General features: G+C 67.0%; 23 protein-coding genes. 17 read left to right on the plus strand and 6 right to left on the minus strand.

Annotation, left to right across the window (positions count from 1 at the left end; translation table 11 throughout):
- Window positions 1–46: 46 nt before the first annotated feature.
- Window positions 47–595: a DUF3455 domain-containing protein gene (locus tag AC6LJW_RS01320; RefSeq protein WP_427985635.1), complete on the minus strand. Its 549-nt coding sequence runs from the start codon at window positions 593–595 to the stop codon at window positions 47–49.
- Between the two features lie 210 nt (window positions 596–805).
- On the opposite strand from AC6LJW_RS01320, the gene AC6LJW_RS01325 reads away from it, so the two are divergent.
- From AC6LJW_RS01325 to AC6LJW_RS01380, 12 genes are all read left to right on the plus strand, one after another.
- Window positions 806–1,351 (plus strand): RNA polymerase sigma factor, encoded by a 546-nt coding sequence (locus AC6LJW_RS01325; protein ID WP_056558708.1) that lies wholly within the window; start codon window positions 806–808, stop codon window positions 1,349–1,351.
- A complete protein-coding gene (locus tag AC6LJW_RS01330) occupies window positions 1,348–2,022 on the plus strand; it encodes an anti-sigma factor (RefSeq protein WP_056558705.1) in 675 nt (224 codons plus the stop codon). Before AC6LJW_RS01325 ends, AC6LJW_RS01330 begins: the two co-directional genes overlap by 4 nt.
- Window positions 2,023–2,081: 59 nt before the next feature.
- Entirely contained in the window at window positions 2,082–2,981 is a 900-nt protein-coding gene (locus AC6LJW_RS01335) for an alpha/beta hydrolase (protein WP_498086274.1), read from the plus strand.
- Between the two features lie 68 nt (window positions 2,982–3,049).
- Window positions 3,050–3,997 carry an acyl-CoA desaturase gene (locus AC6LJW_RS01340; protein WP_498086275.1) on the plus strand — a complete coding sequence of 316 codons (948 nt, stop codon included), beginning with the start codon at window positions 3,050–3,052 and terminating at the stop codon, window positions 3,995–3,997.
- 2 nt (window positions 3,998–3,999) lie between these two features.
- Window positions 4,000–5,265, plus strand: a complete 1,266-nt coding sequence (locus AC6LJW_RS01345; RefSeq protein ID WP_498086276.1) for an NAD(P)/FAD-dependent oxidoreductase — start codon at window positions 4,000–4,002, stop codon at window positions 5,263–5,265.
- Complete coding sequence (locus AC6LJW_RS01350; RefSeq protein WP_498086277.1) at window positions 5,262–6,038, plus strand: DUF1365 domain-containing protein; 777 nt, start codon at window positions 5,262–5,264, stop codon at window positions 6,036–6,038. Before AC6LJW_RS01345 ends, AC6LJW_RS01350 begins: the two co-directional genes overlap by 4 nt.
- Window positions 6,035–7,309: a class I SAM-dependent methyltransferase gene (locus AC6LJW_RS01355; protein ID WP_498086278.1), complete on the plus strand. Its 1,275-nt coding sequence runs from the start codon at window positions 6,035–6,037 to the stop codon at window positions 7,307–7,309. Before AC6LJW_RS01350 ends, AC6LJW_RS01355 begins: the two co-directional genes overlap by 4 nt.
- Window positions 7,306–8,073, plus strand: a complete 768-nt coding sequence (locus tag AC6LJW_RS01360) for a DUF1295 domain-containing protein (protein ID WP_498086279.1) — start codon at window positions 7,306–7,308, stop codon at window positions 8,071–8,073. The genes AC6LJW_RS01355 and AC6LJW_RS01360 overlap by 4 nt, the downstream gene beginning before the upstream one ends.
- 11 nt (window positions 8,074–8,084) lie before the next feature.
- Complete coding sequence (locus tag AC6LJW_RS01365; protein ID WP_498086281.1) at window positions 8,085–9,167, plus strand: SAM-dependent methyltransferase; 1,083 nt, start codon at window positions 8,085–8,087, stop codon at window positions 9,165–9,167.
- A gap of 11 nt (window positions 9,168–9,178) precedes the next feature.
- Window positions 9,179–9,697: a lipocalin family protein gene (locus AC6LJW_RS01370; protein WP_056558685.1), complete on the plus strand. Its 519-nt coding sequence runs from the start codon at window positions 9,179–9,181 to the stop codon at window positions 9,695–9,697.
- Between the two features lie 6 nt (window positions 9,698–9,703).
- Window positions 9,704–10,036, plus strand: a complete 333-nt coding sequence (locus tag AC6LJW_RS01375) for a TonB-dependent receptor plug domain-containing protein (RefSeq protein WP_498086282.1) — start codon at window positions 9,704–9,706, stop codon at window positions 10,034–10,036.
- A gap of 26 nt (window positions 10,037–10,062) precedes the next feature.
- A complete protein-coding gene (locus tag AC6LJW_RS01380; protein WP_498086283.1) occupies window positions 10,063–10,773 on the plus strand; it encodes a hypothetical protein in 711 nt (236 codons plus the stop codon).
- A gap of 75 nt (window positions 10,774–10,848) precedes the next feature.
- Here the strand turns inward: AC6LJW_RS01380 and AC6LJW_RS01385 are convergent, their stop codons facing one another.
- From AC6LJW_RS01385 to AC6LJW_RS01400, 4 genes are all read right to left on the minus strand, one after another.
- Window positions 10,849–14,238: an autotransporter outer membrane beta-barrel domain-containing protein gene (locus AC6LJW_RS01385; RefSeq protein WP_498086284.1), complete on the minus strand. Its 3,390-nt coding sequence runs from the start codon at window positions 14,236–14,238 to the stop codon at window positions 10,849–10,851.
- Between the two features lie 245 nt (window positions 14,239–14,483).
- The gene (locus tag AC6LJW_RS01390) at window positions 14,484–16,547 is read right to left on the minus strand and encodes a tetratricopeptide repeat protein (protein WP_082578739.1); all 2,064 of its coding nucleotides are present in this window, start codon (window positions 16,545–16,547) and stop codon (window positions 14,484–14,486) included.
- Between the two features lie 83 nt (window positions 16,548–16,630).
- Window positions 16,631–17,989 carry an ATP-binding protein gene (locus AC6LJW_RS01395; RefSeq protein WP_498086285.1) on the minus strand — a complete coding sequence of 453 codons (1,359 nt, stop codon included), beginning with the start codon at window positions 17,987–17,989 and terminating at the stop codon, window positions 16,631–16,633.
- Window positions 17,986–18,657, minus strand: coding sequence for a response regulator (locus AC6LJW_RS01400; RefSeq protein WP_108696766.1), 672 nt, complete (start codon window positions 18,655–18,657; stop codon window positions 17,986–17,988). The genes AC6LJW_RS01395 and AC6LJW_RS01400 overlap by 4 nt, the downstream gene beginning before the upstream one ends.
- Before the next feature lie 127 nt (window positions 18,658–18,784).
- Between AC6LJW_RS01400 and AC6LJW_RS01405 the strand changes: the two genes are divergently transcribed.
- Genes AC6LJW_RS01405 through AC6LJW_RS01425 form a run of 5 tightly spaced genes read left to right on the plus strand, consistent with a single transcriptional unit; the run spans window position 18,785 to window position 23,037 of the window.
- Window positions 18,785–19,411, plus strand: coding sequence for a thermostable hemolysin (locus tag AC6LJW_RS01405; RefSeq protein ID WP_498086286.1), 627 nt, complete (start codon window positions 18,785–18,787; stop codon window positions 19,409–19,411).
- On the plus strand, window positions 19,408–20,901 hold the full coding sequence (locus AC6LJW_RS01410) for an AMP-binding protein (protein WP_498086287.1): 1,494 nt from the start codon (window positions 19,408–19,410) through the stop codon (window positions 20,899–20,901). The genes AC6LJW_RS01405 and AC6LJW_RS01410 overlap by 4 nt, the downstream gene beginning before the upstream one ends.
- Window positions 20,898–21,569, plus strand: coding sequence for an iron-containing redox enzyme family protein (locus AC6LJW_RS01415; RefSeq protein WP_498086288.1), 672 nt, complete (start codon window positions 20,898–20,900; stop codon window positions 21,567–21,569). The genes AC6LJW_RS01410 and AC6LJW_RS01415 overlap by 4 nt, the downstream gene beginning before the upstream one ends.
- On the plus strand, window positions 21,566–22,375 hold the full coding sequence (locus AC6LJW_RS01420) for an SDR family oxidoreductase (RefSeq protein ID WP_498086289.1): 810 nt from the start codon (window positions 21,566–21,568) through the stop codon (window positions 22,373–22,375). The genes AC6LJW_RS01415 and AC6LJW_RS01420 overlap by 4 nt, the downstream gene beginning before the upstream one ends.
- Before the next feature lie 2 nt (window positions 22,376–22,377).
- The gene (locus AC6LJW_RS01425) at window positions 22,378–23,037 is read left to right on the plus strand and encodes a tetratricopeptide repeat protein (protein WP_498086290.1); all 660 of its coding nucleotides are present in this window, start codon (window positions 22,378–22,380) and stop codon (window positions 23,035–23,037) included.
- Between the two features lies 1 nt (window position 23,038).
- Here the strand turns inward: AC6LJW_RS01425 and AC6LJW_RS01430 are convergent, their stop codons facing one another.
- Window positions 23,039–25,393: a TonB-dependent siderophore receptor gene (locus AC6LJW_RS01430; RefSeq protein ID WP_156395050.1), complete on the minus strand. Its 2,355-nt coding sequence runs from the start codon at window positions 25,391–25,393 to the stop codon at window positions 23,039–23,041.
- Window positions 25,394–25,453: the final 60 nt, after the last annotated feature.

Consider the following 25,453-nt stretch of genomic DNA (forward strand, 5'->3'; position numbering starts at 1 on the left):
GATCCAGGCATGTTACCGGACTCCCGCCGCCGCGGCCCGCCCGGTGTCAGTCCGCCTTCCAGAAGAGGTAGTCGGCCTGGTACGACACCTGGCTGCGTTCGCCGGCCTTGGTGCAAGGCTTCTGCGGCGCCACGCCGCCCTTGAGCGCCGTGCGCTGGATGTACGTGACGCCGGTCAGGGCGCCGGCGCCCATGGCGGGATTGGCCTTGACCAGTTGATAGGGCAAGTTGCCCGCGCCAGCCGGCGCCACGGCGACCTGCGTGCCGGTCAGCTTGGAGCCGTCCGCGGCTTCCCAGGTGGCGGGCGGGCCGTAGTAGGTGCCGACCTGCTTGCCCTGGCGGTCTTTCAGCACCGCCTTCGGACCGGCGAAGACCCATTCCATCTGGTCCTTGGCATCGGCCTTGGCGCGGCATTCATAGGTGATGTCGCCCGTGCCCACGGTTTCCCAGGCCACTTTGTGGCCGGCGGGTACCTGAACAGAAGCGGGCAGGGTGTCCTGCGAGGCGGCCAGAGCCGGGGAGGTGTGCAACATGCCGCAAGCGGCCAGCAGAGCGGCCGCGAATAGGCCGTTGGCGGGGGTGTGGCGAATCATCATGAGCGGTCTCCTGCGCAGTAAAACGCTGCGGATACGGCGCACGGAATGTGCGCCGTTGCAGGTACTACACGCGGGAGCCGTGATCGGATGCAGGCCGCGGGAAATATTTCGCGGCTTGGACTTGCCTGTATCATCCGCTGCAAGACATCCGTCCTCCGAGCGGCTTATTTCTGTCGCGCGGCCTGATCGCAGTGACCCCGGATAGCCGCCATGCCCGATCCGCTTCGTCTGCAGGCTTTGATACAGGAATGCGCTCGCGGCCAGGAGTCCGCGCTGGCGGAACTCTATCGTCAGACTTCCCCGCATCTGTTTGCCCTCGCGGTACGTATATTGCGGCGAAGCGACTGGGCCGAGGAAGTCCTCCAGGACAGCTTCATCAATATCTGGCGCAACGCCGCCCGTTATTCATCGGAGCAGAGCCAAGTCATGACCTGGATGACGCGCATCGTGCGCAACCGCTGCATCGACCTGCTCCGCCGGCCGGACCTGGAACGTCCCGATGCCGACGGCGCATTGACGCAGGCCTGGGCCGATGACGCGCCGGGCCCGTTCGAACGCTTGCAACGCGACCAGGACGGTCAGCGCCTGGCGGACTGCCTGAAACAGCTCGAGGGGCAGCAACGCGCTGCCATCGCGCTGTCCTTTTTCGACGACCTCAGTCACAGCGAGATCGCCCGCCGCCTGCAGGCCCCGCTGGGCACGATCAAGAGCTGGGTGCGGCGCGGCATGGACCGGCTCAAGAGGTGTCTGTCATGAACTACACCAATCCTCAACTGCGCGAGCGGCTTGCCGCGGATTACGTGGCCGGCGCCATGCGCGGGGGCGCACGCCGCCGTTTCGAGGGCTTGATGGCCGCCGACGCCAACCTGCGCCGCCAGGTGCGCGAGTGGGAGAACGACATCTACCCCCTGTTGTGGTCGCTGCCGGCCCGGGTGCCGCCGCGCCGCGTGTGGCGCGCCATCGAGGCGCGCCTGAAGCCAGGCGGCGGCCGCGGCTGGCAGGGCCTGGCATTTTGGCGCGTGGTGAGCGGCGCGCTGGCGGCCTTGCTGGTGGCAGGGGTGGTGATCTACCCGATGCAGGTTGACCGTGCTGCGCGCTCGCAATTGATGGCGGTGCTGCAAAGCCCCGAGGCGCAGGCCATGCTGGTGGTGCGCGCCGACGAGCGCGGCGGCCTGCACGTGCACGCCTTGCAGGATCTGGCCTCGCGCGCCGACGGCAAAGCGCTGGAGCTCTGGGTGATTCCGCCGGGACAGGCGCCGATATCCGTCGGGGTGGTGGCGCCCGAGGGCTTGACGGCGTTGCCGCCCCGCGCCCAAGGCCTGGAAGGGGGGCAGACCCTGGCCATCACGCTCGAACCGCCGGGAGGGTCACCGACGGGCAAGCCCACCGGACCGGTCATCATGAAGGGCGACGTGCTCAAGATCTGAGCCGCATCCAAATCGGGGCGGGCCGCGTATAGAGGGGTGTTCCGTTGCGGAGTGCCCCCATGTCTTCCTGGATCGACGCCAGCCCGCGTGGGTTGCTCGCCATCATGGCCGTGGCAGCGCTGGCCCTGGGCCTGCTGGCCGCCTGTTCACCGTTGACGCTGCTTAACGGCGCTGTACCTGAGGACGCCAGCGGCGTCACCGCGGACATTGCCTACGGCACATTGCCGCGTCAGCGCCTGGACGTCTACCGGCCACCCGGCGCGACGGGCGCGCCCGTGGTGGTTTTCTTCTACGGCGGTGGCTGGCGCAGCGGTGAACGCGCGGACTACCGGTTTGTGGGCGACGCGCTGGCGGCACGCGGCATGGTGGCCGTGGTCGCCGACTACCGCCTCTATCCCGAAGCCGGCTTTCCCGCATTCCTGCATGATGCCGCCATGGCGGTCGCGTGGACCCAGCGCCATATTGGGGCCTATGGCGGAGATCCTGAGCGCGTATTCGTCGCAGGCCACAGTGCCGGCGGGTACATCGCGGCCATGCTGGCGCTGGATGGGCGCTGGCTGGGCGGCGCCGGTTCCAGCCCCGCGACCCTGGCCGGATGGATCGGGCTGGCCGGCCCCTATGACTTCCTTCCCATCGTGGCGGGCGGCGTGCGGCCGGTGTTCGGCTATCCGGACACGCCGGCCGACTCCCAACCCATGCACCATGTCAGTAGCCACGCGCCACCCGGTCTGCTGCTGACAGGCACCGCTGACACGACGGTCGATCCGCGCCGCAACAGCGTCAGCCTGGCGCACGCCCTGCAGGATGCGGGCGCGTGTGCGCACTTGGTGCAGTACCCCGATCTGGGCCACAAGCTGCTGGTGGGAGCGCTGTCGCGGCCGCTGCGCTGGCGCGCACCGGTGCTCGACGACGTCAGCGCGTTCGTCGCTCGCCCCTGCGCATCCCCATTGGGAAAGTAAGGGTATTCACTTACGCATCCGATGCAACGCCGCGCCCGTATATCCCCACACGTTTCCCACAGGACAGCATGATGCGCTCCGTTCTTACCGGCTGGACCGCTTCGATTCGGCGCTGGGTCGATACGCAGGCGCAGGACGCGCCGCGCTTCGACTCCGATCGCATCGACTCCGATCACATCGACTGGACTCGCGCCTTGCCTTTCGCCTTGCTGCACGCCGGCTGCCTGGGTGTGCTGTGGACCGGCGTGTCGCCGGTTGCACTGGCGCTGGCGGGGGCGCTCTACGCGGTGCGCATGTTCGCTTTGACCGGCTTCTATCACCGCTACTTCTCGCATCGCACGTTCCGCACCTCGCGCGGCGCGCAGTTGGTGTTTGCCGTGCTGGGGGCATCGTGCGCGCAGCGCGGTCCGCTGTGGTGGGCGGCCCATCATCGCCACCATCATCGCCATGCCGACGATGCGCATGATCTGCACTCGCCGCGCCTTCACGGCTTCTGGTGGAGCCACATGGGCTGGTTCCTGACGCGCCGCGCCTTCGCCACCGACCTCACTCGGGTGCCGGACCTGCGCGGCTACGCCGAACTGCGGTGGCTCGACCGCTTCGACGCGGCGGTGCCGCTGGCGCTGGCGTTGGGGTGCTACGGGCTGGGCGCGCTGTTGGCACGCGTGGCGCCCGGCCTGGGCACCGACGGGCCGCAGATGCTGGTGTGGGGCTTCTTCATCTCAACCGTGGCCCTGTTCCACGCCACTGTGACGATCAACTCGCTGGCGCACCGCTACGGCAAGCGGCGCTACGACACCGCCGACGATAGCCGCAACAACGCCTGGCTGGCGCTGCTGACGTTCGGCGAGGGCTGGCACAACAACCATCACTTCTATCCGGGATCGGCGCGCCAAGGTTTTCGTGCGCACGAGATCGACATCACCTGGTACGGCCTGCGCCTGCTGGCTGCCACCGGCCTCATCTGGGACCTCAAGGCGGTGCCGGCCTGGGCGCTGGCCGCTGCCAAGGAGTGAACATGCGCATCGCCATCATCGGTTCGGGCATCGCGGGGCTGGTCTGTGCCTGGAAGCTAAGCCGCGATCACGACGTCACGCTGTACGAGGCCAACGATTACCTGGGCGGGCATACCCATACGCACAGGGTCGAGCAGGGTGGCCGGCGCTATACGGTGGACAGCGGATTCATCGTCCACAACCCGCTCAATTACCCGCATTTCACGGCATTGCTGGCGGAGCTGGGCGTGTCGTCGCAGCCCACCACCATGAGCTTTTCGGTGCACAAGCAGGCGGACGATCTTGCCTATAACGCCACCTCGCTGGACACGCTGTTCTGCCAGCGGCGCAATCTGCTGTCGCCGCGATTCCTGGGCATGGTGCGCGACCTGATGCGCTTTTACCGGGAGGCGCCCGCGCTGTTGCGCGCGCCGGAACCAGGCCCCACGCTGGGCGAATATCTGGCGCAACACCGTTACGGCGAGGCGTTCCGCACCGACCACCTGATTCCGATGGCGTCGGCGCTGTGGTCGTCGCCGGCCTCGCGTATCCTGGAGTTTCCTGCGCGATACCTGGTGCGGTTCATGGCGAACCACCAGATGCTGCGCCTTGGCGGTCGGCCGCAGTGGCGTGTGGTGCAGGGTGGATCGAGCCGCTACATCGACGCCATGCGTCGGCAATGGACGGTGCGCGAGCGGCTGAATTGCGCCGTGCGCGCCGTGAGGCGCCTGCCGGGCAGCGTGCAGGTGATGACGCGCGATGGCCAGGACCACCATGACGAAGTGATCTTCGCCTGCCACAGCGATCAGGCGCTGGCGCTACTGGCCGACCCGTCGCCGCAGGAACGCGAGATCCTGGGCGCCATCACCTACCAGGACAACGACGTGGTGTTGCATACCGACGCCCGCCTGTTGCCGCGCCAGCGCAAGGCCTGGGCCGCCTGGAACGCCTACGTGCCGGCCGATCCCTACGCGCCGTGTTCGGTCAGTTATTGCATGAACCTGCTGCAGGGCATCAGGTCGCCGCAGCCCTTCATCGTGACGCTGAATCGCAGCGATGCCATCGAGCCGGGCAAGGTGCTGGCGCGCATGCGTTATCACCACCCCTTGTACACCCACGAATCCGTGGCCGCGCAGGCGCGCCGCACCGAGATATCCGGTCGCCGGCGCAGCTGGTTCGCCGGCGCCTACTGGGGCTGGGGCTTTCATGAAGACGGCGTGGCCAGCGCGCTGGACGTGGTGCGCGGCATCCTGGAACAGCCGCGGGTCTGGGCGAGGGAGGCGGCATGAACGTGCAAAGCGCCGTCTACGAGGGCCGAGTGACGCATCGGCGCCACCATCCGCACCCGCATGGCTTCGGCTACCGCATGGCGCAACTTTACCTGGACCTCGACGAGATCGACTCGGTATTCCAGGGCCGCTGGCTGTGGTCGGTGGACCGGCCCAACTTGGCGCAGTGGCGTCGGGCGGATTATCTCGACGCCGGTGAAGGGCTGCCGCTGGCGCAGGCGGTGCGGCAACGCCTGCGGGCGCAGTTGGGAGACGTGCCGGACGGTCCCATCCGCCTGCTGGCGCACCCCCGCTACGCCGGCTATGTCTTCAATCCCGTGAGCTTCTATTACTGCTTTGATGCCGACGGCCGGACGCTGGCGGCGATCGTGGCGGAGATCACCAATACGCCTTGGAAGCAGCGCCATTGCGTGGTGCTGCCGGCCGCCGCCGCCGAGCGCAAGGGCGACGCGATGGCGTGGCGTTTCGACAAGCGCTTTCACGTATCGCCCTTCATGCCCATGGACTGCGCGTACGACTGGGGCTTCAACCTGCCCGCCGACGACCTGCGGGTGCATATGCGGGTCAGCCGGGAGGGCGTGGCGCAGTTTGACGCGCGCCTGGATCTGCAGCGCCGCGCCCTGGACGGCGCGGCGCTGGCGCGCCTGCTGTGGCGCTATCCGTTGATGACGCTGCAAGTCATCGGCGCCATTCATTGGCAGGCGCTGCGGCTGTGGCTCAAGCGCAATCCCGTCTACGACCATCCCCGCACGCCCAACGGAGAACCGCGATGAAACCCATGACGCCCTCGGAACACGCCTCGGTCGCGGCCAGCCGCCGCACCACGGCGCTAGACCGGCTGCTGCGCCAGCGCCTGTTTGCCAGCCTGGCGGCGCTGGATCACGGCCGGCTGCTGATCGAGGATTGCCTGGGCAGCGCCACGCTGGGCCGCGGCGAGCCGTGCGTGCGCCTGAGCGTCAGCGATCTTGGCTTCTACCGGCTGGTGGCCGCGCAAGGCAGCGTTGGCGCGGGCGAGGCCTACGGCGACGGTCTTTGGCGCTGCGACGACCTGGTCGGGCTGGTGCGCCTGCTCGTGCGCAACCGCGAGACGCTGGACGCCATGGAGTCGGGGTTGGCGCGGCTGGCCGGCTGGGCGCTGCGGCGCTGGCATGCCGGCAACCGCAATACCCGCGATGGCAGCCGCCGCAACATCGCCGCCCACTACGACCTCGGCAATCCCTTTTTTGCGCTGTTTTTATCGGACGACCTGATGTATTCGTCGGCGCTGTGGGCCGACGGCGATGACACGCTGGAGGCGGCGTCCCATCGCAAGCTGGAGACGATCTGCCGCAAGCTGGCACTGCGTCCCGCGGACCGCGTGGTGGAGATCGGCAGCGGCTGGGGCGGTTTGGCCATCCACGCGGCGCGTCATCACGGCTGCCACGTCACAACAGCGACGCTGTCGCGCGAGCAGCACGACCTGGCGGTCGAACGGGTGCGCGCCGCCGGCCTGCAGGACCGCGTCAGCGTCGTGCTGCGCGACTATCGCGACCTGCAGGGCCAGTACGACAAGGTGGTGTCGGTGGAAATGATCGAAGCCGTCGGCGCGAATTTCCTGGAGGCGTATTTCGCCAAGGTCGCCAGTCTGCTAAGCCCGCATGGCCGTGCGCTGATCCAGGCGATCACCATTGAAGACCACCGCTATGCGCAGGCGTTGGCATCGGTCGATTTCATCAAACGCCACATCTTTCCGGGCAGCTTCATTCCGTCCATCGACGCCATGCTGCGCGCCAAGACCCGCGCCTGCGATCTGGCGCTGGTGCACCTGGAGGACTTCGGCCTGTCGTACGCGCGCACGCTGCAAGTCTGGCGTGAGCGTTTCCTGGCGCGGCAGCCCGAGGTGCGGGCCCAAGGATTCGATGCGCGCTTCTGCCGCTTGTGGGAGTTCTACCTGGCGTACTGCGAAGGCGGTTTTCGTGAGCGATCCATCGGTGTCGCGCACCTGCTGCTGACGCATCCGCAGGCGCGCGCCGAGGGCGCTCGCTGGGTAGGGGAGGGATCATGACGATCTGGCAGCAATGGGTTTGCATCGCGGTCGTCATGATCGCCGCGATGGCGCTGGCCTGGCGCTGGCAGCGGCGCCACGCCAACGCGGGCATTGTCGACGTGGTGTGGGCGCTGGGCATGGGCGGGGCCGCCTGGCTGATCGCCGCCACCGGCGAGGGCAGCCTGGCCGTCAGGCTCGCCCTTGCGGTGATGGCGGGTGTCTGGTCGCTGCGGCTTGCATGTCATCTGTGGCGCCGCGTGCGCGCCGGCGAGGACGGCCGTTATCACGCGCTGCGCGAACACTGGCAGGGCCACCAGGGAAAGTTCTTCGGCCTGTTCATGCTCCAGGCCGGGCTGGTGATGCTGTTCTGCCTGCCCTTCCTGGCGGCGGGCGCCAGCCCGGCGCAAGGCGGGCCCGTGGCGCTGGGCCTGCTGATCTGGCTGGCCGCCCTGTCGGGCGAGGTGATTGCCGACCGCCAGCTCGACCGCTTCCGCGACAACCCCAATCATCGTGGCCTGACCTGCCGGCACGGCGTGTGGCGCTATTCGCGGCATCCTAACTATTTCTTTGAGTGGTGCCACTGGTTCGCCTACGTCGCCTTGGCGTGGGGATCACCACTGGCGTGGATGGCCTGGCTGGGGCCGGTGCTGATGTATGTGTTCCTGCGCTGGATCAGCGGCATTCCGTTTACCGAGCAACAGGCGCTGCGCACGCGCGGCGACGACTATCGCGACTACCAACGCCGCACACCGGCCTTCTTTCCCTGGTTTCCGAAATCCTGACGAGGCATGCCATGACGACCGCCATTCTGCACGACACTTCGTTGCCTGCCGACCGCCCCGCGCCCGGCCTGCTCGGCCTGGCTGAGCGTGGCCTGCTGCCCGATGCGTTGCTGCGCCTGGGCATGCGGCGCCTCTGCGCCGAGCGTCTGGCGCAGGAATACGCGGGCGGCATCGAGGCATGGACCGAGCGCGACCGCCAGCTTATCGCCGGCCTGCGCACCAGCGCGGTTGCCATCCATACCGACGCCGCGAACACCCAGCACTACGAGTTGCCGACCGCGTTCTTCCAGCTTTGCCTGGGCGCGCGCATGAAGTATTCAAGCTGCTATTACCCGACTGGCGGTGAAACCCTGGACCAGGCCGAAACCGCCATGCTGCGCCTGTACGGCGAGCGCGCCGAGCTGGCTGACGGCCAGGACATCCTGGAGCTGGGTTGCGGCTGGGGGTCGTTAACGCTGTGGATGGCCGAACGCTTTCCCAACGCCCGCATCACCGCGGTGTCGAACTCAGCCACCCAGCGCCAGCACATCGAGGCGCGCTGCCGCGAGCGCGGCTGGTCGCACGTGCGCGTCGTGACCTGCGACGTCAATGTGCTGGCGTTGCCCGCCGCCGCTTTCGACCGCTGCGTGTCGGTGGAAATGTTCGAGCACATGCGCAACTACCAGGACCTGATGGCGCGCATCGCGCAGTGGCTGCGGCCCGGCGGCAAGCTGTTCGTGCACATCTTCGCGCACCGCGAACGCGCCTACCCGTTCGAGACGGACGGCGCCGGCAACTGGATGGGACGGCACTTCTTCACCGGCGGCATCATGCCGTCGGCTCAGACGTTGCTGCACTTCCAGCGAGACCTGAGGCTTGAGGAGCGCTGGTTTCTCGACGGCACGCATTACGCCCGCACCGCCAATCATTGGCTCGCCACCCAGGACGCCCGCCGGGAACCGGCGCGGGCGGCGTTGGCAGAGGCTTACGGCCCGTCCTTGGCCCGCTTGTGGCACCAGCGCTGGCGCATGTTCTGGATGGCATGCGCCGAGCTCTTCGGCTACGAGGACGGCCAGCAGTGGGGCGTGGCGCACTACCGCTACACGCGGCCCTGAGGAGAACGATCATGTTTCGAACCCTGTGCATCGGCGTGACGGCCCTACTGGCCGGTTGCGCGTCGCCGCCGGCCATGCCGCCGGTGGCCCACGTGGACCTGGACCGTTTCATGGGCGACTGGTTTGTGATCGCGCATATTCCCAGCTGGCCCGAGCGCAATGCCTATGACGCAGTGGAAGGCTACCGGCTGTTGCCGGACGGCCGCGTGCAGACCGATTTCCGCTACCGCGATGGCAGCTTCGAGGCGCCCATCGACACCATGCACCCGGTGGCCACCGTGCGGCCAGGCACCGGCAACGCGGTGTGGGGCATGCAGTTCATCTGGCCCATCAAGGCCGAGTACGTCATCGCTTATCTGGACGAGTCGTACCAGACCACCATCATCGGCCGCTCCAAGCGCGATTACGTGTGGATCATGGCAAGGACGCCGTGCCTGGACGACGCCGTCTATGCCGATCTGCTGAGCAGGGTGACCGCGTTGGGTTATACGGAAGCGCCGCGCAAGGTGCCGCAACGCTGCGAGCGGTGACACCGGATGGCGGGCGCGATCGTGCATCGGCGGGCGTCTGTGGCGGCAGAACGACTCGATGAGCGAGTTCTGGAAACTGAAATCATTGTCATTTACAATTGCGGCCTTTCCCGTCCTCCGTATCGCAGCGCGACGGCGACCAAAACGGACACGCCACTGATTGAAGATCCCGCGTCGGTGTCGATCGTGACCAGCGAGCAGATCGAGGCCCAGCAACCCAAGACCGTGACGCAGGCGCTGCGGTACACGCCGGGCGTGACCAGCGAAGTGGCGGGGGGCAGCGCATGCATCGTCCGATTTGCGCGTCAAACGGTTCCCTGTAAATCGGGTACGCTCTGACGCTCGCAAATCCGGGAAGACTCGATATGTGGCGCACGTTCTTCAAGATGTCGTTGACGGTGGGTTGGGTGCTTTGGCTGGCCGCCATGGCGTGGTTTGCGGTGGGCATGGCGCGGTACATACCGTCGGCCGACGCGACGCTGACGCCCATTACGTTGACACCCGGCCAAACGGCGCGGGCCGAGGTTTACCGCATCCGCGAAGCGCCGTTGTGGATGGAGGCGCGTTTTGGCGGTCCGATGGGCCGGGAGCGGCCTGAACTGGGAGACTCCGCAACGCGAATCGACGCGCCGGACGCGAAGCCGCGCATCATCAACCCCGGAGATCCAGTGCGAATCCGTGTGCGCGATGGCAAGGAGCTGGACGTCGTGGTGAGCGCGGCGCCGCGCAGCGGCGCCCGCGCCACGCATTTCTATCGCAAGCTCTGGCCTGAAAGCCCTGCCGACGACGCGCAGCTGGAGACCGCGCCGGGCTTTCCGATGCTGGCTAAGGGGTCGTCGAATCTGACCTTCACGGTGGAAGAGGCGGGGCCGGCGCTTCAGGGCGAGCAGATCGAACTGGAAGTCAGCGCGCCCATCGGGTTGAAGCGTACGGCGCCAGGGTGGCAGGACGTTTCCGCGTTTATTTTCTGGCCCTTCTATGCCGCGCTGCTGGGCGCGTGGGCATTGGTATGGGCGGGGCTGACGTGGTGGTATCGCCGCTGGGGGCGGCGGACGGCGAAGCAGCCGTTTGCCTGAGTTCAAAGAAAAGGCCCACGCCATTGCGTGGGCCTTGTTTCTTACCGCGGCTGAAAGCGCGAATGCTGCCGCGCTTTAGAACCGGTACGCCGCTTGCAGCTGGAACGTCTGCCCCGACACGTTGCCGGTGTCGAACAGGCGGTCGTAGCTGGCGGTCAGATCCATCGCCTTGCTGACGGGCAGCGTCAAACCCAGGCCCGCCGAGAACATGCCGCGCGACGGCGCCACGCCGGGCAGCGTGAAGCCGGTGCCATCGCCCGCCGTTGCGCGGTATTGGCGGTTGGTGTCGAGGGTTTCGTAGGCGTAACCCACGCGGGCCTCAACGATGGCAGGCTTGTCCGACTTCATGCTGAAGGGAAGGCCCACGACGAGTTGCGCATAGGGCTGCAAGCTGTTGAAGTCCTGTGCGCCGACATCCAGGTTCTGGCTGGTCGGGCCCGTTTCGCTGAAGCGTTCGGTATGCAGGTACTGATAGCGCAGGCCGAGACGCGGCGTGATCGTGACGGGTCCCGCAGCCAGCGGCAGACTGGCTTGCAGGCCGGCAGTGATCTCCTGTCCATCCGAGTCGTCCCGGGCCTTGCCCGGGCCGGGGAAGGAGCGGCGCGTCTGGAGGAAGTCGTAGGCGGCGCCGACCGTCGCGGCGATGGTGACCGCGCCCACGCGGCGGCTGCCGTAGCCCGCGATGCGCAGGGTGTCGATCTTGCCGGTGGCCTCGTCTTCGGTCACATCGACGTGGCTGTATCCGCCCGCGACGCCCACCGTCCACGCGCCAACCTGCTGATCCAGGCCGGCCAGAAAGCCGTAATGGCGATCCTTGTAGCTGGGGGCGTCATCGTTGCCCCGCACGTTCGCGGTATTGGAGACGATCTGGGCCCACGCCTGGCGGCCCGGGCGCGCGCAATTGGCGTCCGTCGCGGCGTCGGCGCACTCCTGGCCCAGCCGTGCGAGCAGCGTGTCGTTCACACGCTGCCCTTCGCGAATGGCGGCCGAGGCGACCGCGCCGAAGATCGTGGCGTTGGTGGGGGCGATAACGACCGGCCCGGCGCCGGCACTGCTGCCGGGGGCCAGGGTGAGGGTGCTGCCGTCGGCCAGGTTCTGCACGCTCTGCGCCAGGTCGGCCGGCGCGTTGCTCGTGACGGAAGCGAACCGGCCCGTGACACTTGCTGCGTCGACGATGCGGAACGACGTCGCGCTGTAGGTGCCGGGGCCGTACAGCACGTTCAGCGTGCCGGCGAGGGTGGCGGTGCCGCCGACCTTCAGTTGCGAAGCGGCGGTGGGGCTGACGTCGATGAACAGCGTGCCGGTGGGGGACTGCGTGTAGTTGCCGAGGATCGTCAGCGTGCCGATGGAGCCGCCGGGACGCACGACGCCGTCGTTGGTCACATTGCCACCGATCGAACCGTGTCCGCGCAGCGTCCCGGCGCTGCCGACGGCAACGTCACCCAGAATGCTGGCGGTGGGATGGGCGGCATCGCCGATTTCCAGCGTGCCCGCCGACACCGAGGTGCCGCCCGAGTAGGTGTTCACGCCGTTCAGGATCAGCATGCCGCTGCCTGTCTTGGCCAGCGCGCCGGTCCCGGTCAGTCTGGAATCGATGATGGCGGTGGCATTGCCATCGACTTCAATGGCCGAGGAGGCCGCCGCCAGCCCGATGTCGTCGCCGGTGACGCGGTAGCCGTCGGTGGAGAACTGCATGCCGTTTACCGCGATTGCGCCTTGGCTGCTATCGACCGTCACCGTACCCGCCGTCCCGCCGAACACGGGGCGCACATCGGTCTGGTCGAGCTGGTAGTTGGTGGCGCCGTTGGTCGTGGTCCAGTTTGTGCCGTTGGCCGTCCAGGTGCCGGAGCCGCCAGCAATTGTGCCGTCGGCCACGGTGTTGGCGCCGTCCCAGTAGTGGGTGCTGGCGTCGGGGGCGAGTGTTACGGTCAGCGCACCGTTCACATTGCTCAGTCGTGCGAGCAGGCCATTGTTGACGGAGACGAAGGCCGTGTTGTTGCCGTACGTGCCCAACCCAGTGGGGCGCACGACGCTATAGGATTGACCGATCGCCAAACCGGTGCCGGCAAGGCTGATCGCGGCGCCGCTGATGGCCGCCGTGCCGTTCACGTCCAGGTAGCCGTAGCTGCTGGGGTCGACGACATTGAAGGCCAGTCCGCCGCCGGTCTGCGAGTAGTTGCCTGTGACAGTGATGGGGTTGTTGATCTGAAGGGTCGCCCCGTGGTTGATGACGGAACGGCCCACCGCAGCGATGTCGTCGTTCAGCAGCAGGTTTCCGCGCGAAAACACCAGGTTTGCGCCCGTCACCTTGATGAGGCCTTTGTCGGCCACGCCCAGGCCGCCGCTCGCGCCGGTAAGGGTGCCGACGACGTTGCCGCTGCCGCCTGCGATGGCGAGGGGGATGGTGCTGGCGGAGGTCAGGTCGCCCGCGATGAGACCGCTGTTGGTGATCGTACTGATATAGCTGTTGCCGTCGAGCTGGATCGCCGCATTCCGGCCAGTGATGGTGCCGCTGTTGGCGAGCAGGCCCACGGTGCTGGCGCCGGACAGGTAGATGCCGGTATCGTACGATCCGCCCATGGCGCTGCTGGGCGCACCCACTATCAGGCCCGTGTTCGTGATGGTGCCGGCCGTGCTGGCATCCATGAAGATGCCTGCGATGTCGCCAGAGATGGTCCCGGAATTGGTGAGCGTGCCCACCCGCCCGTTGCCCTGCGCAAGCAAGCCGAGCTGGCCCACGATGGCCCCGGTGTTCTCCAGCGTTTCGATGGCGCCGTTTTCGGTGACCACACCGAACCCCGCAAGGACACCGCCAATGTTGGCGCTTTGCAAGGTGCCGGTGTTGGTCAGGTTGGTGATCGTTCCGCCATTGTTCCAGATGGCTGCAATCGTCCCGCCGAAGGAACTGTTGCTGCTGATCATCCCGGCATTGCTGATCGTGCCGATGCTGCTTTCATTGAATATCCCGGCACGTGCGCCGGCGACGGTGGCGCCGGCGTTGTTGACCACGCGGGTGATGCTTGCGCCGCTGGCGTTCACGATGCCCGCTACGGTGACACCCGTTCCGGTGGAGGAGATCAAGCCGTTGTTGGTCACTTCATACAAAATGGCGTCGTTCTGCAGGCCCGCCAGTGTGCCAACGATGGTGCCGAGGTTCGTCAGCGTGCGGCCGGGACCGGTGCCGGAGGCGTGCAGACCGATGTCGGCGCCGGAGAGCGTGCCGGTCCCGTTGGCCAAAAAGTTACCGCCCGTCCATTCGATGCAGTCGGTGGAGCCGAAGAGCGTCGTGTTGGTCCCAACGCTGATGCACGGCGCTGCATGGACCATGCCGGGAAGCAGGCCTGCGGCCACGAGAGAAACACCCGACAGAATTTGCGTCGACCGGGCAAAGGCCGCTGTCGAGCCGGACCGCGCGGATGCCACGGGAACGAAGTTGGTACGCTTTTTTTGGTGTTTCAGCTTCAAGGCAAGCTCCCGGCAGGGGCGATGTCATGGGATATCAGGCGGCAACCGGGGGAGCAGCGGCAATCCACGCGGTAGGCGCCAGATTATGGATTCGGACTGGCGGCCGTTCGGTAGGCGCACGATCTCACCCCGAACACTACCGGCGAAGGCGCATCCTCAAAGCGTGCAACAAGGGGGAAATACAGGCCTTTATTTCGCTTTGCGCGGTCGGCGCGTCGGCTCGGCCAGCCGCTGAACCCTGCTGGTCAGGCCTGAGACCCCGGAAAGCGCTTTGCCAGCGCCTGCCCGACGTCGTGCAGGACCGCCTTCCAATCGCCCGGAGCGGGCTGGCGGAACAGGCGCAGCGACGGATACCAGGGTGTGTCGGACCGGTGCAGCAACCAGCGCCAGTCGGGCAGGAAGGGCAGCATCACCCAGGCGGGGCGATTCAGGCCGCCCGCCAGATGCACCGGCGAGGAATCCACGGAGATGAGCAGGTCGGCCAGCGACAGGATGGCAGCCGTGTCGTCGAAATCAGCGATCTCTGCGTCCAGCGGCACGATGTTCATGCCGTGCGGTGCTGCGGTGGCCTGAGCGGCGGCCGGCCCTTTCTGAATGGCGAGATACGTGATCCCGGTCAAGGCCAGCGGCGCCATGTCCGCCAAGGCAAGAGACCGGTTGGCATCGTTGGAATGCGTGGGTCTGCCCGCCCAGGCCAGCGCCACCCACGGCCGTGGCAAGCCGGCCAGCCGCTTGCGCCATTTCTCGACGCGGGCAGCATCGGCCGACAGGTAGCCGACCTGGCCCGGCAGGTCGGCCACGCGCAGGCCGATCGCCATGGGCAGTGACATCAGTTCGCAGTGCTGGTCGAACGGCGGGGGGATCTGGCCGCGCGGGAAGGCGTCCGGGCCGAGGAGGCGCCGGGCGAAGGGCAGCAGGTCGGGATGGACTTCCAGCACGACGCGCGCGCCGCTGCGGGCACGGGCCGCGTCGATCAGGCGCATGAATTGCAGCGTGTCGCCGTACCCCTGTTCGTCATGAATGAGCAGCGTCTGACCCGTGATGCGGCTGCCGTCCCAGCGCGGCCGCTGCACCTTGCGGTCCATCGCCGCGGTATGGGACAGGCTGTAGCGCCAACGGTATTCCAGCCAGCCGCGCTCGAAATCCCCTTGCAGCAAGAGCGTTTCGGCCAGGTCGAATCGGGCGGACAGGTTGCCCGGCATGGCTGTGGCGAGCATGGTCTGAATGTCGGCGGCTTCCTGGACGCGCCCTTGAAATTTCATCGTCAAGCCGAGAAGCCGCCATAGTGCGGCGGGCGCGCCGCGTGGGTCCATGTTATCGCGCAGCAGCCGCTCGGCTTCGGCGTTTTGTCGCTCAGTCAGCAGCGCGCGGACGCGTTGCGCCAAGTCGTGAACGTCTTGCGCCTGCGCTGCGGCTGGGGCTGTTGCTGCGGCCGGGTGCGCCCCGACTGATGCCGTGTCCGTTGACGTCGCTGGCGCTTCGGCTGTGGCAGCCTGCGAGCTGCACGCGGTCCGCAATCGCGTGCGCAATTCAAGCGCCTCTGGGTGGGTGGGCGCGAAGGCCAGCAGCGCTTCGGTCCACTGCAGCGCCTCGCGAGGCCGCAACCGCGCCGCTTCGATGCCCGCGAGATTGATGTACGCGTTCGCCAGGCGTGGGTTGCACGCGATGGCGCGATGCGCCGCATCTGCCGCCGCATCGTAGTCACCCAGCTCTCCCAGCACGAAGGCGAGGTTGCTGTGTCCTTCGGCGTAGTCGCTTCGCAATGCGAGCGCCTGGACATACAGCCGGCGCGCCTCTTCCAGGCGATTCACGCCCACATACGCGTTGCCGAGGTTGTTGAGCGCTTCCGGGCTGTGCGGCTGAAGTTCCACCACCCGTTCAAGACAATTGACGCTTTCGGCCGAGCGCCCCGCTTCCTGCAGGATGATCCCCAGGTTGTTCCACGCCATGACCAGCCCGGGGTCCTGCTTCGTGGCTCGCCGCGCGGCGGCCTCGCCGTCAGCGAGCAGGCCCTGCTGCCGGCAGACCTCGGCCAGGTTGCCGAGGTAGACCGCAGGCGCGGCGTCGGTCCGGCATGCCTGACGCAGCAGATCCAGCGCGAGCGCCGGCTGGCCGTAGGCGTGCGCGATCAGGCCCAGAAGGTGCGACGCATCGGCCTGTCCGGGCGATGCGTCGAGTATGCGGCGGCACAGGATTTCGGCCTGGTTTGCCTGGCCGGCATTCCAATGGGCGTGGGCCTGATGCATGGCCTGGGAAAGGGAAAGCAGCTTGTCTGCCTTCGGCGTTGGCGTTGCGGGCTCGTGGGCCATGGAGATACCAGCGGCCGGCGCCAAGGCCGGGCAGGGGAGGAACGTGAAGCGCAGATTCTAGTGCCTTCGCGCGGGCTTGCCATCTACGCGCCGCGGCGTATCGTCACCCGCAGGCCCGGGCCGAAGTCGCATTGCGCGTCGCGCATGGCGAATGCGATGCGCATGCCGTGCGCATGGGCGACGCGGCGGGCGATGGAGACGCCCAGGCCGCTGCCGGCTTCCTCGTTGCCAGCGGCGCGAAGGAACCGGTCGCCCAGCCGCGGCAGCACCTCGGGCGCAACGCCCGGCCCCTGGTCGTCGACCGATATTTGCGAGGGCGAGAATGCCAGACGCACGCGGCCATGGCGCGGGCCGTACCGGATGGCGTTGTCCAGAATGTTTTTCAGCATGATGACCAGCGCGTCGGCATCGCCAGCCATGGGCAGCGGCAGCACGCCCGGCTCGGGCCATTCCACCGCGATGTCCACGTCCCGCCGGTTGGCGATCCAGAGGCAGTCGCTGACGGCCTGCTCGGCCACGGTGCCCCAGTCGACAGCACTGCCGAAGTCCGTGTGATTGGCATTGTCCAATCGCGCCATCGTCAGCAGCTGCGAGACCAGCCGGTCCAGCCGCTCCATCCCGCGTGTCACGCTGGTTTGCGCCTGTTGCAGCGCCTCCGGGTCTCGCGTGCGCCGCATCACATCCCACTGCGCCCGCACGGCAGCCAGGGGCGTGCGCAACTCGTGCGCCGCATCCGCAGTCAGCCGGCGCTCTTGCTCGATCAGCGTACCGACCCGCGCAAGCAGGCCATTCATGGAAGTCACCAGCGGCGTGAGCTCGCCCGGCACGCCCGATAGCGGCAAGGGCTTGGCGTCGTCCGGGCTGCGCCGTTCCAGTTCGGACGACAGCCTGCGCACGGGGGACATCGCCTGGCGCACCGCGTAGATCAGCAGCGCGATCAGCACCGGCAGGCCCAACAGCCAGGGCAGGATCTGCCCCGCCACGTAGGCGATCACGAGGTCGTCGCGTTCTCCGATGCGCTGTCCCACGCCGACCCGCGTCTGGCCCGAGGCATCGTCCAGGTAAAAGAGGCGCCAGCGTTCGCCGTTGACGATGCTTTCCGCAAACCCTTCGCGGTCTTCGTTGCGAGGAAACTGCAGGGCCTCGGGGTCGAGCACCAGGGGGGCTTGCGATCCGCGCCATATGGCCACCGACAGATCGCCAAGGCCGGCATCGCCGGCGCTGTCCGACGCGGGCAACTGGGCGCGTGTCGGCTGCGTCTGGGCGGAAGGCGGGATCAGTGCGGATATGGCGATGGTCTGCTGTGCCAGGCGCACCATGTCGGTGTCGTAGAGTTCGTTGATCTCGTGGGCGGCGCGCCAGTACGTGCCGGCGATGGTGATGAGCCAGGCGACTGGCGCCGCCAGCAGCACGGCAATGATGAGGCGGCGTTGCAAAGTCATGAGTCGGCTTCCACCTGGCCTAGCGCGTAGCCCGACCCCCGCACGGTGCGCACGATCTTCGGGTGGATCTTCTTGCGCAGATGATGCACGAACACCTCCAGCGCATTGCTTTCGAGTTCGGCTTCCCAGTCGTAGAGCTTGTCGCGGATGAAGTCGCGCGTCAGCACGCGATTCGGATGCGTCAGGAACAGTTCCAGCAGCAGGGCTTCGCGTGTTGTGAGGTCCACCTTCTGGCCTTTCCAGTGCACTTCATGCAGGGCTGGGTGGTAGTCAAGATCGCCATGACGCCAGACGGGCTCGGGCTTGCCTGCCACGCGCCGCGTCACCGCGCGCAACCGAGCCGCCAGTTCATCCAGGGTGATGGGCTTGATGAGGTAATCGTCCGCGCCGGCATCCAGGCCCGCGATGCGGCTTGATACCGCTTCGCGCGCAGTCAGGATGACAACCGGCACGGTGCGCCCTTCGCGGCGCCAGCGGTTGAGCAGGGAGACGCCGTCTTCGCCCGGCAGGCCCAGATCGAGGACCACGGCGTCGTAATGCACGACGCTGATCGCCTGATCGCCTTCGCGGCTGCTGGAGAACCAATCGACGGCATAGCCCAGCAGCCGTAAGCCGGATTTAAGACCATCGCCAATGAGCGGGTCGTCTTCAATGATGAGAATTCTCATTTGTCGTCTTCTCGCCGTGCAGGACTGAGGTTAACACCGCGCGGCTGGTTAATTTCTCATTAAGGTTCCATGCCTAAGCTGCGGTCCATCGTATCGGGAAAATCAGTTCCTAAGCATGGAATACCGCATGCCTCACAACAAATGTTCCGCGCCGTCCGCCTGGACGGCGATGGCCGCGCGGCCACGGGCCATGCCCGCAACCCTGCACGTCCATCCCCTCGAGGATCCGATGCGCGCGCGGATCGAGTCCTACATTCACCAACGTTATCAACAGCGCTTCGGCGCCCGGCTGACCGAGTGGCTGCCCACGCTGGTCAGCGTGCAGCGCGACGGCGAGATCCTGGCGGCGGCGGGCTATCGCGGCGCGAGCGATCCGCTTTTTCTGGAGCGCTATCTGTCCGCGCCCATCGAGCAATACCTGCGCGATCAAGGCGCGCCTGTTGCGCGCAGTCTCATCGTTGAAGCCGGGCAGTTCGCCGCCGTGCGGCCCGGCGGCGGCAGGCTGCTGGTGCCGCTCCTGGCAAGGCATCTGCACGCCGAGGGCTTTGATTGGGCGGTCAGCACGCTCACGATCGAATTGCACCATCTGTTCCGGCGGATGGGGTTGGCGCATCAGCCGATCTCGGCGGCCACCTCGGACCACTTGAACGAAGCCGAGCGCAAGGACTGGGGCAATTACTACGCGCATGCGCCGACGGTTTTCGCGGGGCGGCTCAATGCCATTCTTGGCCGCCTGCCGGAGCTGGACGCATGAACGTATCCCATTTTTTCTCGCTGTTGAGGGAACCCGCCCGCGCGCGTTCCGTTGCGGTCCAGACCCAGGCAGAGGAATCAGACTACGCCGCGCTGCTCGCCCGCGTGGACACGCTTGCCGAAGCGCTCGCGGCGCGCGGAGCGACGGTCATGGCCTCGCTGATGGACAACGGTCTTGATTGGATCGCGCTGGATCTGGCCTGTCTTCAAGCGGGCGTGGTGCACGTGCCCCTGCCGCTGTTCTTCACGCCTGGCCAGTGGCGCGAGACCCTTGACGCCGCGGGCGTGAACGCCGTCGTCGGGCCTGCGTCACTGCAGCCCATGCTGCAGGCCTTCGGTTTCGAGATCGCCGCGCAAGCGCAGGGCCACTCGGCGCTTTTCCGGCGCACTTTCGCCAAGGTGCCGTTGCCCGCTCGCACGGCGAAGATCACCTTCACGTCCGGGTCGACCGGCAGCCCGAAGGGCGTGTGCCTGGGCGCGGCCGAGATGCTCGCGGTGGCGAGCGGTCTGACGGCCGCCACGCAGCCGCTAGGCATTGCGCGCCACTTCACGGCGCTGCCGCTGCCCGTGCTGCTGGAGAACATCGCGGGCGTCTACGCGCCCTTGATCGAGGGCGCGGCGATCTGCGTCAACCCCTTGAAGGACATCGGGCTTCAGGGATCGTCGCGCTTCGATCCGGCCGTGTTTCACCAGGCCCTCGTGGCGGGCCGCGCGCAAAGCGCCATCGTGTTGCCGCAGATGTTGCGCGCTTATGCGGGCTGGCTGACGGCGGCCGGCATCGCAGGCCCCGGCACGCTGCGTTTCGTCGCGGTGGGCGGGGCGGCGGTGGGAAGCGACCTGCTGGAAAGCGCCCGCACGCTGGGGATACCCGCCTATGAAGGCTACGGGCTGTCGGAGGCCTGTTCGGTGCAGACGTTGAACCTGCCCGGCGCAGACTGTCCCGGCTCGGCGGGCCGCCCTTTGCCGCATGCGCGCGTGCGCGTCGCCGCCGACGGCGAAATCGAGGTGGCCGGCGCGCTGGCGCTGGGCTATCTGGGGCAGCCCGCCATGCCCTCGAAATGGCTGCCGACAGGCGACCTGGGCCGCATCGACGATGCCGGATTTCTGCATATCCGAGGTCGAAAGAAGAATGTGCTGATTACCGGATACGGACGCAACGTGTCGCCCGAATGGGTCGAGCTGCGCCTGGCGAACCAGCCCGTCATCGCCCACTGCGTCGTGTTGGGCGAAGGGCAGGCAGCGCTGGGCGCCGTGATCTGGCCGCTGGGCAATCCGAGCGATAGCGCCATTCAAGCGTGCGTCGACCTGGTCAACCAGGGGCTGCCGGACTATGCCCGGATCGGGGCCTGGATACGCGCGCGGGCCGAGTTCTCTGCCACCAGCGGCCTGGCGACGGTGAATGGGCGTCCGCGCCGGCAGGCCGTTGCCGAATTGCATGCCGATCTCTTTTCCGCGGGTTACCGCTCAACTATCGATGTAGACCCATCATGACCTTTTTCGAACAGTTGCTTGATCAGACGCGCGAGGCCCGGGAGTCCCTGGTGGCCACGCCCATCATCCAGGATTGCCTGCGCGGCCAAGTCGCGCGGCCCGCCTATGCGGCGTTTCTGCGCGAGGCCTATCACCACGTCAGCCACACCGTGCCATTGATGCACGCATGCCGCGCGCGCATGCCGGCACGCCTGGCATGGATGCTGCCCGCGATCGATGAATACATCGAGGAGGAGACCGGCCACGATGCGTGGATCCTCAATGACCTGCGTGCGCTGGGACACGATGCGGACGAGGTTCGCCGCGCCGGACCCGGTCCTGCCACCGAAATCATGGTGGCCTACGCCTACGACACCATCGCGCGCAAGAATCCGGTGGGATTCTTCGGCATGGTGCACGTGCTGGAGGGCACCAGCGTCACGCTGGCCTTGAACGCCGCCGACCAGATCCAGCGCGCGCTGGCGCTGCCGCCAAGCGCCTTCAGCTATCTGCGGTCCCATGGCACCCTGGACCAGGAGCACACCGCGCATTTCGCCGATCTGGTCAACCGTCTGGACGATGACGCCGACCGTGCCGCCGTGGTCCATGCAGCCAACATGTTCTATGGGCTGTATGGGGCGATCTTCCGTTCCCTGCCGCGCTCGACCTCGCAAGGACAGGTCGCATGAGCCCGCGCGATGCCTCCGTCGTACTGACGGGCGCCGCGGGCGGCCTCGGAAGCGCGATTGCGCGCCGGCTCTTCGACGAAGGCGCGAGCCTGCTGCTGGTTGGCCGTAGCGAAGCGCCCTTGCTGGCGCTGGCGCAGTCGCTAAGCGCCGGGGCGCGCGACCGGTCGCGTGTGGACGCGCTGGTGGTGGATGTGACCACCGACGCCGGCCGCAACGCGGTCATCGATGCCGCGGGCGCCCGCAATGCCAACGTGCTCATCAACAATGCGGCGCTGGCCGCGTTCGGACCGGCGCAGTCCCTGCAGACCGAAGCGCTGCGCCAGCTCATGGACACGAATGTCGTCGCGCCCATGATGCTGACCGCCGGCATGCTGCCGCTGTTGCTGGCGCAGCCGCGCGCACAGGTGCTGAACATCGGATCGACGCTGGGCAGCCTGGGCGTGCCGGGGTTTTCGGCCTATGCGGCAAGCAAGGCCGCGCTTCGGATGTACTCCGAAGCCTTGCGCCGCGAACTGGCCGACTCGTCCGTACGGGTGCAGTACTACGCGCCCCGGGCCATCGACACGCCATTCAACTCGCCCGAAGTGCAGGCGTTCAACAAAGAGACTGATTCGGCTAGCGATAGCCCGGAAGAGATCGCAGAGGCGGTATCGCGCATGCTGCAAAGCGAATCACGCCAACGCTTCGCGGGCGGAATCGAATCCGTCGCGGCGCGGCTGAATGGTCTTTGCCCTGAATGGTTGGACGGCGCGTTTGCGAAGCATCGCCGCGCCTTGATGTCGTTGAAATTTCCTACTGGAGCCTAGTCATGAAACAGAATATTGGCCTGCGCAATGCGGCCGCTGGCTTGCTGGCGGGCGTGGCGTGCTTGTTTTCCACCTTCACCCTCGCGGCGCCCGCCGAAATGGACCAGGGTATCCGCGAACTGCAAAACGGCTGGGCGGACATTCAATACAAGACCCCGCCCAACGATCGCGCCAAGCGCTTCGAGGCACTGTCCAAGCAGGCCCACGACCTGACGCAGCGTTACGTCAACAAAGCCGAACCGCATATCTGGGAAGGCATCATCCTGAGCTCGTGGGCCGGCGCCAAGGGCGGCATGGGGGCGCTCAGCCTGGCGAAGCAGGCCAAGGCCGAGTACGAAACCGCCATCCAGATCGACAGCAAGGCGCTGGACGGGTCCGCACTGAACAGCCTGGGCGTACTGTATTACAAGGTGCCGGGCTGGCCTGTGGGATTCGGCGACAACAAGCGGGCCGAGGCCTTGCTGCAGCAGGCGTTGACCATCAACCCGGATGGCATCGATCCGAACTACTTCTATGCGGATTACCTGGTGTACCGGAACCGCAAGTCCGAAGCGATTCCGTACCTGGAAAAGGCGCTGAAAGCCCCGCCCCGCCCCGGCCGCGAAGTGGCTGACGAGGGCCGTCGGGAGGAGGTTCGGACCCTGCTGAAGGAAGCGCGCTGAATCAATACTGATAGCGCAGCGTCAGCATCACGCTGCGCGGCTGGCCGTAGTAGTTCTGCCGCGAGGCGCCGCCAAGCTTTTCGTAATACTTGCGGTCAAACAGGTTGTCGACGGTGAGCGTGCCTTCGACGTGGCGGTTGTAGCGGTAGCCGATCTGGGCCGAGACGAGCGCGTAGCTGCCCTGATCCCAACGCACGTTGCCGCTTTGCAGATAGTTGCCGCTGTTCCAGCGAACGCCCGTGCCCACGCTGAATCCTTCCAGCGCCGGCTGGGTGAAGCGGTAGCGGGTCCAGAGGTTGATGGCGTGACGCGGGGTGATGGTGCTGTACGAAAGTCCCTCCTGGGCTTGGCTCGCTTCCAGATACTTGGTCTGTGTGTAGGCGTAGCCGGCCACGATGTCCCAGTTCGGCAACGGCGATCCGCTGATCTCGGTCTCGAAGCCCTGGCTGCGCACCTTGCCCGCGGCCACCGAATACATCGGATTGTTCAGGTCGCTCATCGCCCGGTTGCGGTCCACGATCTGGAACAGGGCGGCGTGCGCGTTGAGCGCGCCATCCATGAACGCGCCTTTCAGGCCCGTTTCGATCTGGCGTCCCACGCGCGGCGACAGCGTGCTGCCTTGCGCATCGATCTCGGTTTGCGGCTGGAAGATGCTGGTGTAGCTGGCATAGGCGGACAACTGCGGCGTCAGTTCGTATACCAGTCCGGCATAGGGCGAGGGGCGTGCGTCGATGCGCGTGGTCGCCTGGCTGAAGTCGCCGAAGTACTGATTGGCGTTGCGTGCATCGTTCTTCCACCAGGACAGGCGCGCGCCCGCAATGACCTTCAAGTGATCGGTCGCCTGGATGTTCGCGCGCGTGTACAGACCGAATTCGCTGGTGCGGCCGTCGTTGCCGTTGACCTGTTCCATCTCGGGCTGCGGCATGTTGATGACCGGGTCATTCACGTTGGTCGGGAAGATCGTGCCGCCGCCGTAGTTGAATTGCTTGCGCGTGTAGCTGTAGTCGGCCCCCACGAGCACGCTGTGCTCGCGGCCAAAGGCTTCGAACGGCAGGTTCACGTGCGCGTCCGCGCCGGTGGTCTTCCAGTGGTTGCGGTACGACCAGGCGATGAGGTTGGTGTCGCCGGTGACCGGATCGACGGCGCGGTTGGGCCAGGTGGTCACGCGCGTCGGCGTGTCGGTGTCGCGATGAAAGACGCTTGCCTTCATGGAGCCGCCGCCATCCAGCCGGTGTTCCAGGTCGGCAAAGACCTCGGTGGTTTCTTCTTCGATGCGGTTCCATTCGGCGCTGAGATTGGTGCCGCGGCGCACGTCGAGCAGCGAGCCGTCGGCGTACGCGGGCAGGCCGAATGCCGGCGTGACGCGGGAGCGTTGGTGCGTGATGCCCGCCGCCAGCGTCGTGCTCGATGTCAGGTCGGCCTCGACGATGCCGTAGAGTGTGGGCCGCTCGGAACTGACGCGGTCGACGAAGGAGCCACGGTCTTCGTAGGCGGCGATGAAGCGGCCGCGGACCTTGCCTTCGCTATCGAACGGCGTGCTCAGGTCGGCCACGGCGCGGTAGTAATCCCACGACCCGACGCTGGCCTGTGCGCCAAAGGCGAATTCCTGCATGGGGCGCTTGCGCACCAGATTCACGCTGCCGCCGGGCTCGCCGGTCCCTTGGTAAAGCCCGGACGGCCCGCGCAGCACTTCAATGCGATCGTAGATGGCGAGGTCGAAGCCCGCCGACAGGTTGCCCGCGCCGGCCGGGGCGCGCATGCCGTCCACCTGGATCGAATCGAGAGAATAGCCGCGGGAGATGAACCCGGAAATATTGCCGCCGCTGGACAGCGTTTCGACGGTCATGCCGGTGACGTTGCGCATCGCGTCCGACAGGCTGTTCAGGTTCTGGTCGTCGAGCTGCTGGCGCGTGACGACGGACACCGATTGCGGAATTTCCTTGAGCGTCTGCGTGCCCTTGCCGATGGTGACGGCATTGCTGGTGTACGAGCCCGTGCCTTCGCTGGTGGCGCGCTCGGCCGCGCCGGTGACGGTGACGGGCGCCAGTTGCGTGATGCCGCCTTGCGGCATGGCCTGCAGCGCGTAGGTGCCGGCCGCGCTTGGCACGGCGCGGTAACCGGTGCCCGCGAGCAGGCGGTCAAAACCTTGCTGCACGTTCATCTCGCCCGAGATGCCAGGGCTCTGGCGGCCGGCGAGCCACGCGGGGTCGTAGACGATCTGTACGCCGGCGGCGGCCGCGTAGCGCGCCAGCACGGCGTCGAGCGAGCCCGCGCCGATTGCGACGGAGCGCACCTGGGCGGCCGGCGCCGCGCCGGTCTGGGCCGCGGACTGTGCGCCCGCGGTGGCGCTTGCCATGGCCGTGCACCAGAGCGCCGTCCAGATCATTGCCTTGCGGGATCCTCTGCCCCGCGCTGC

Source organism: Achromobacter sp. 1012554356 (genome assembly GCF_059760815.1).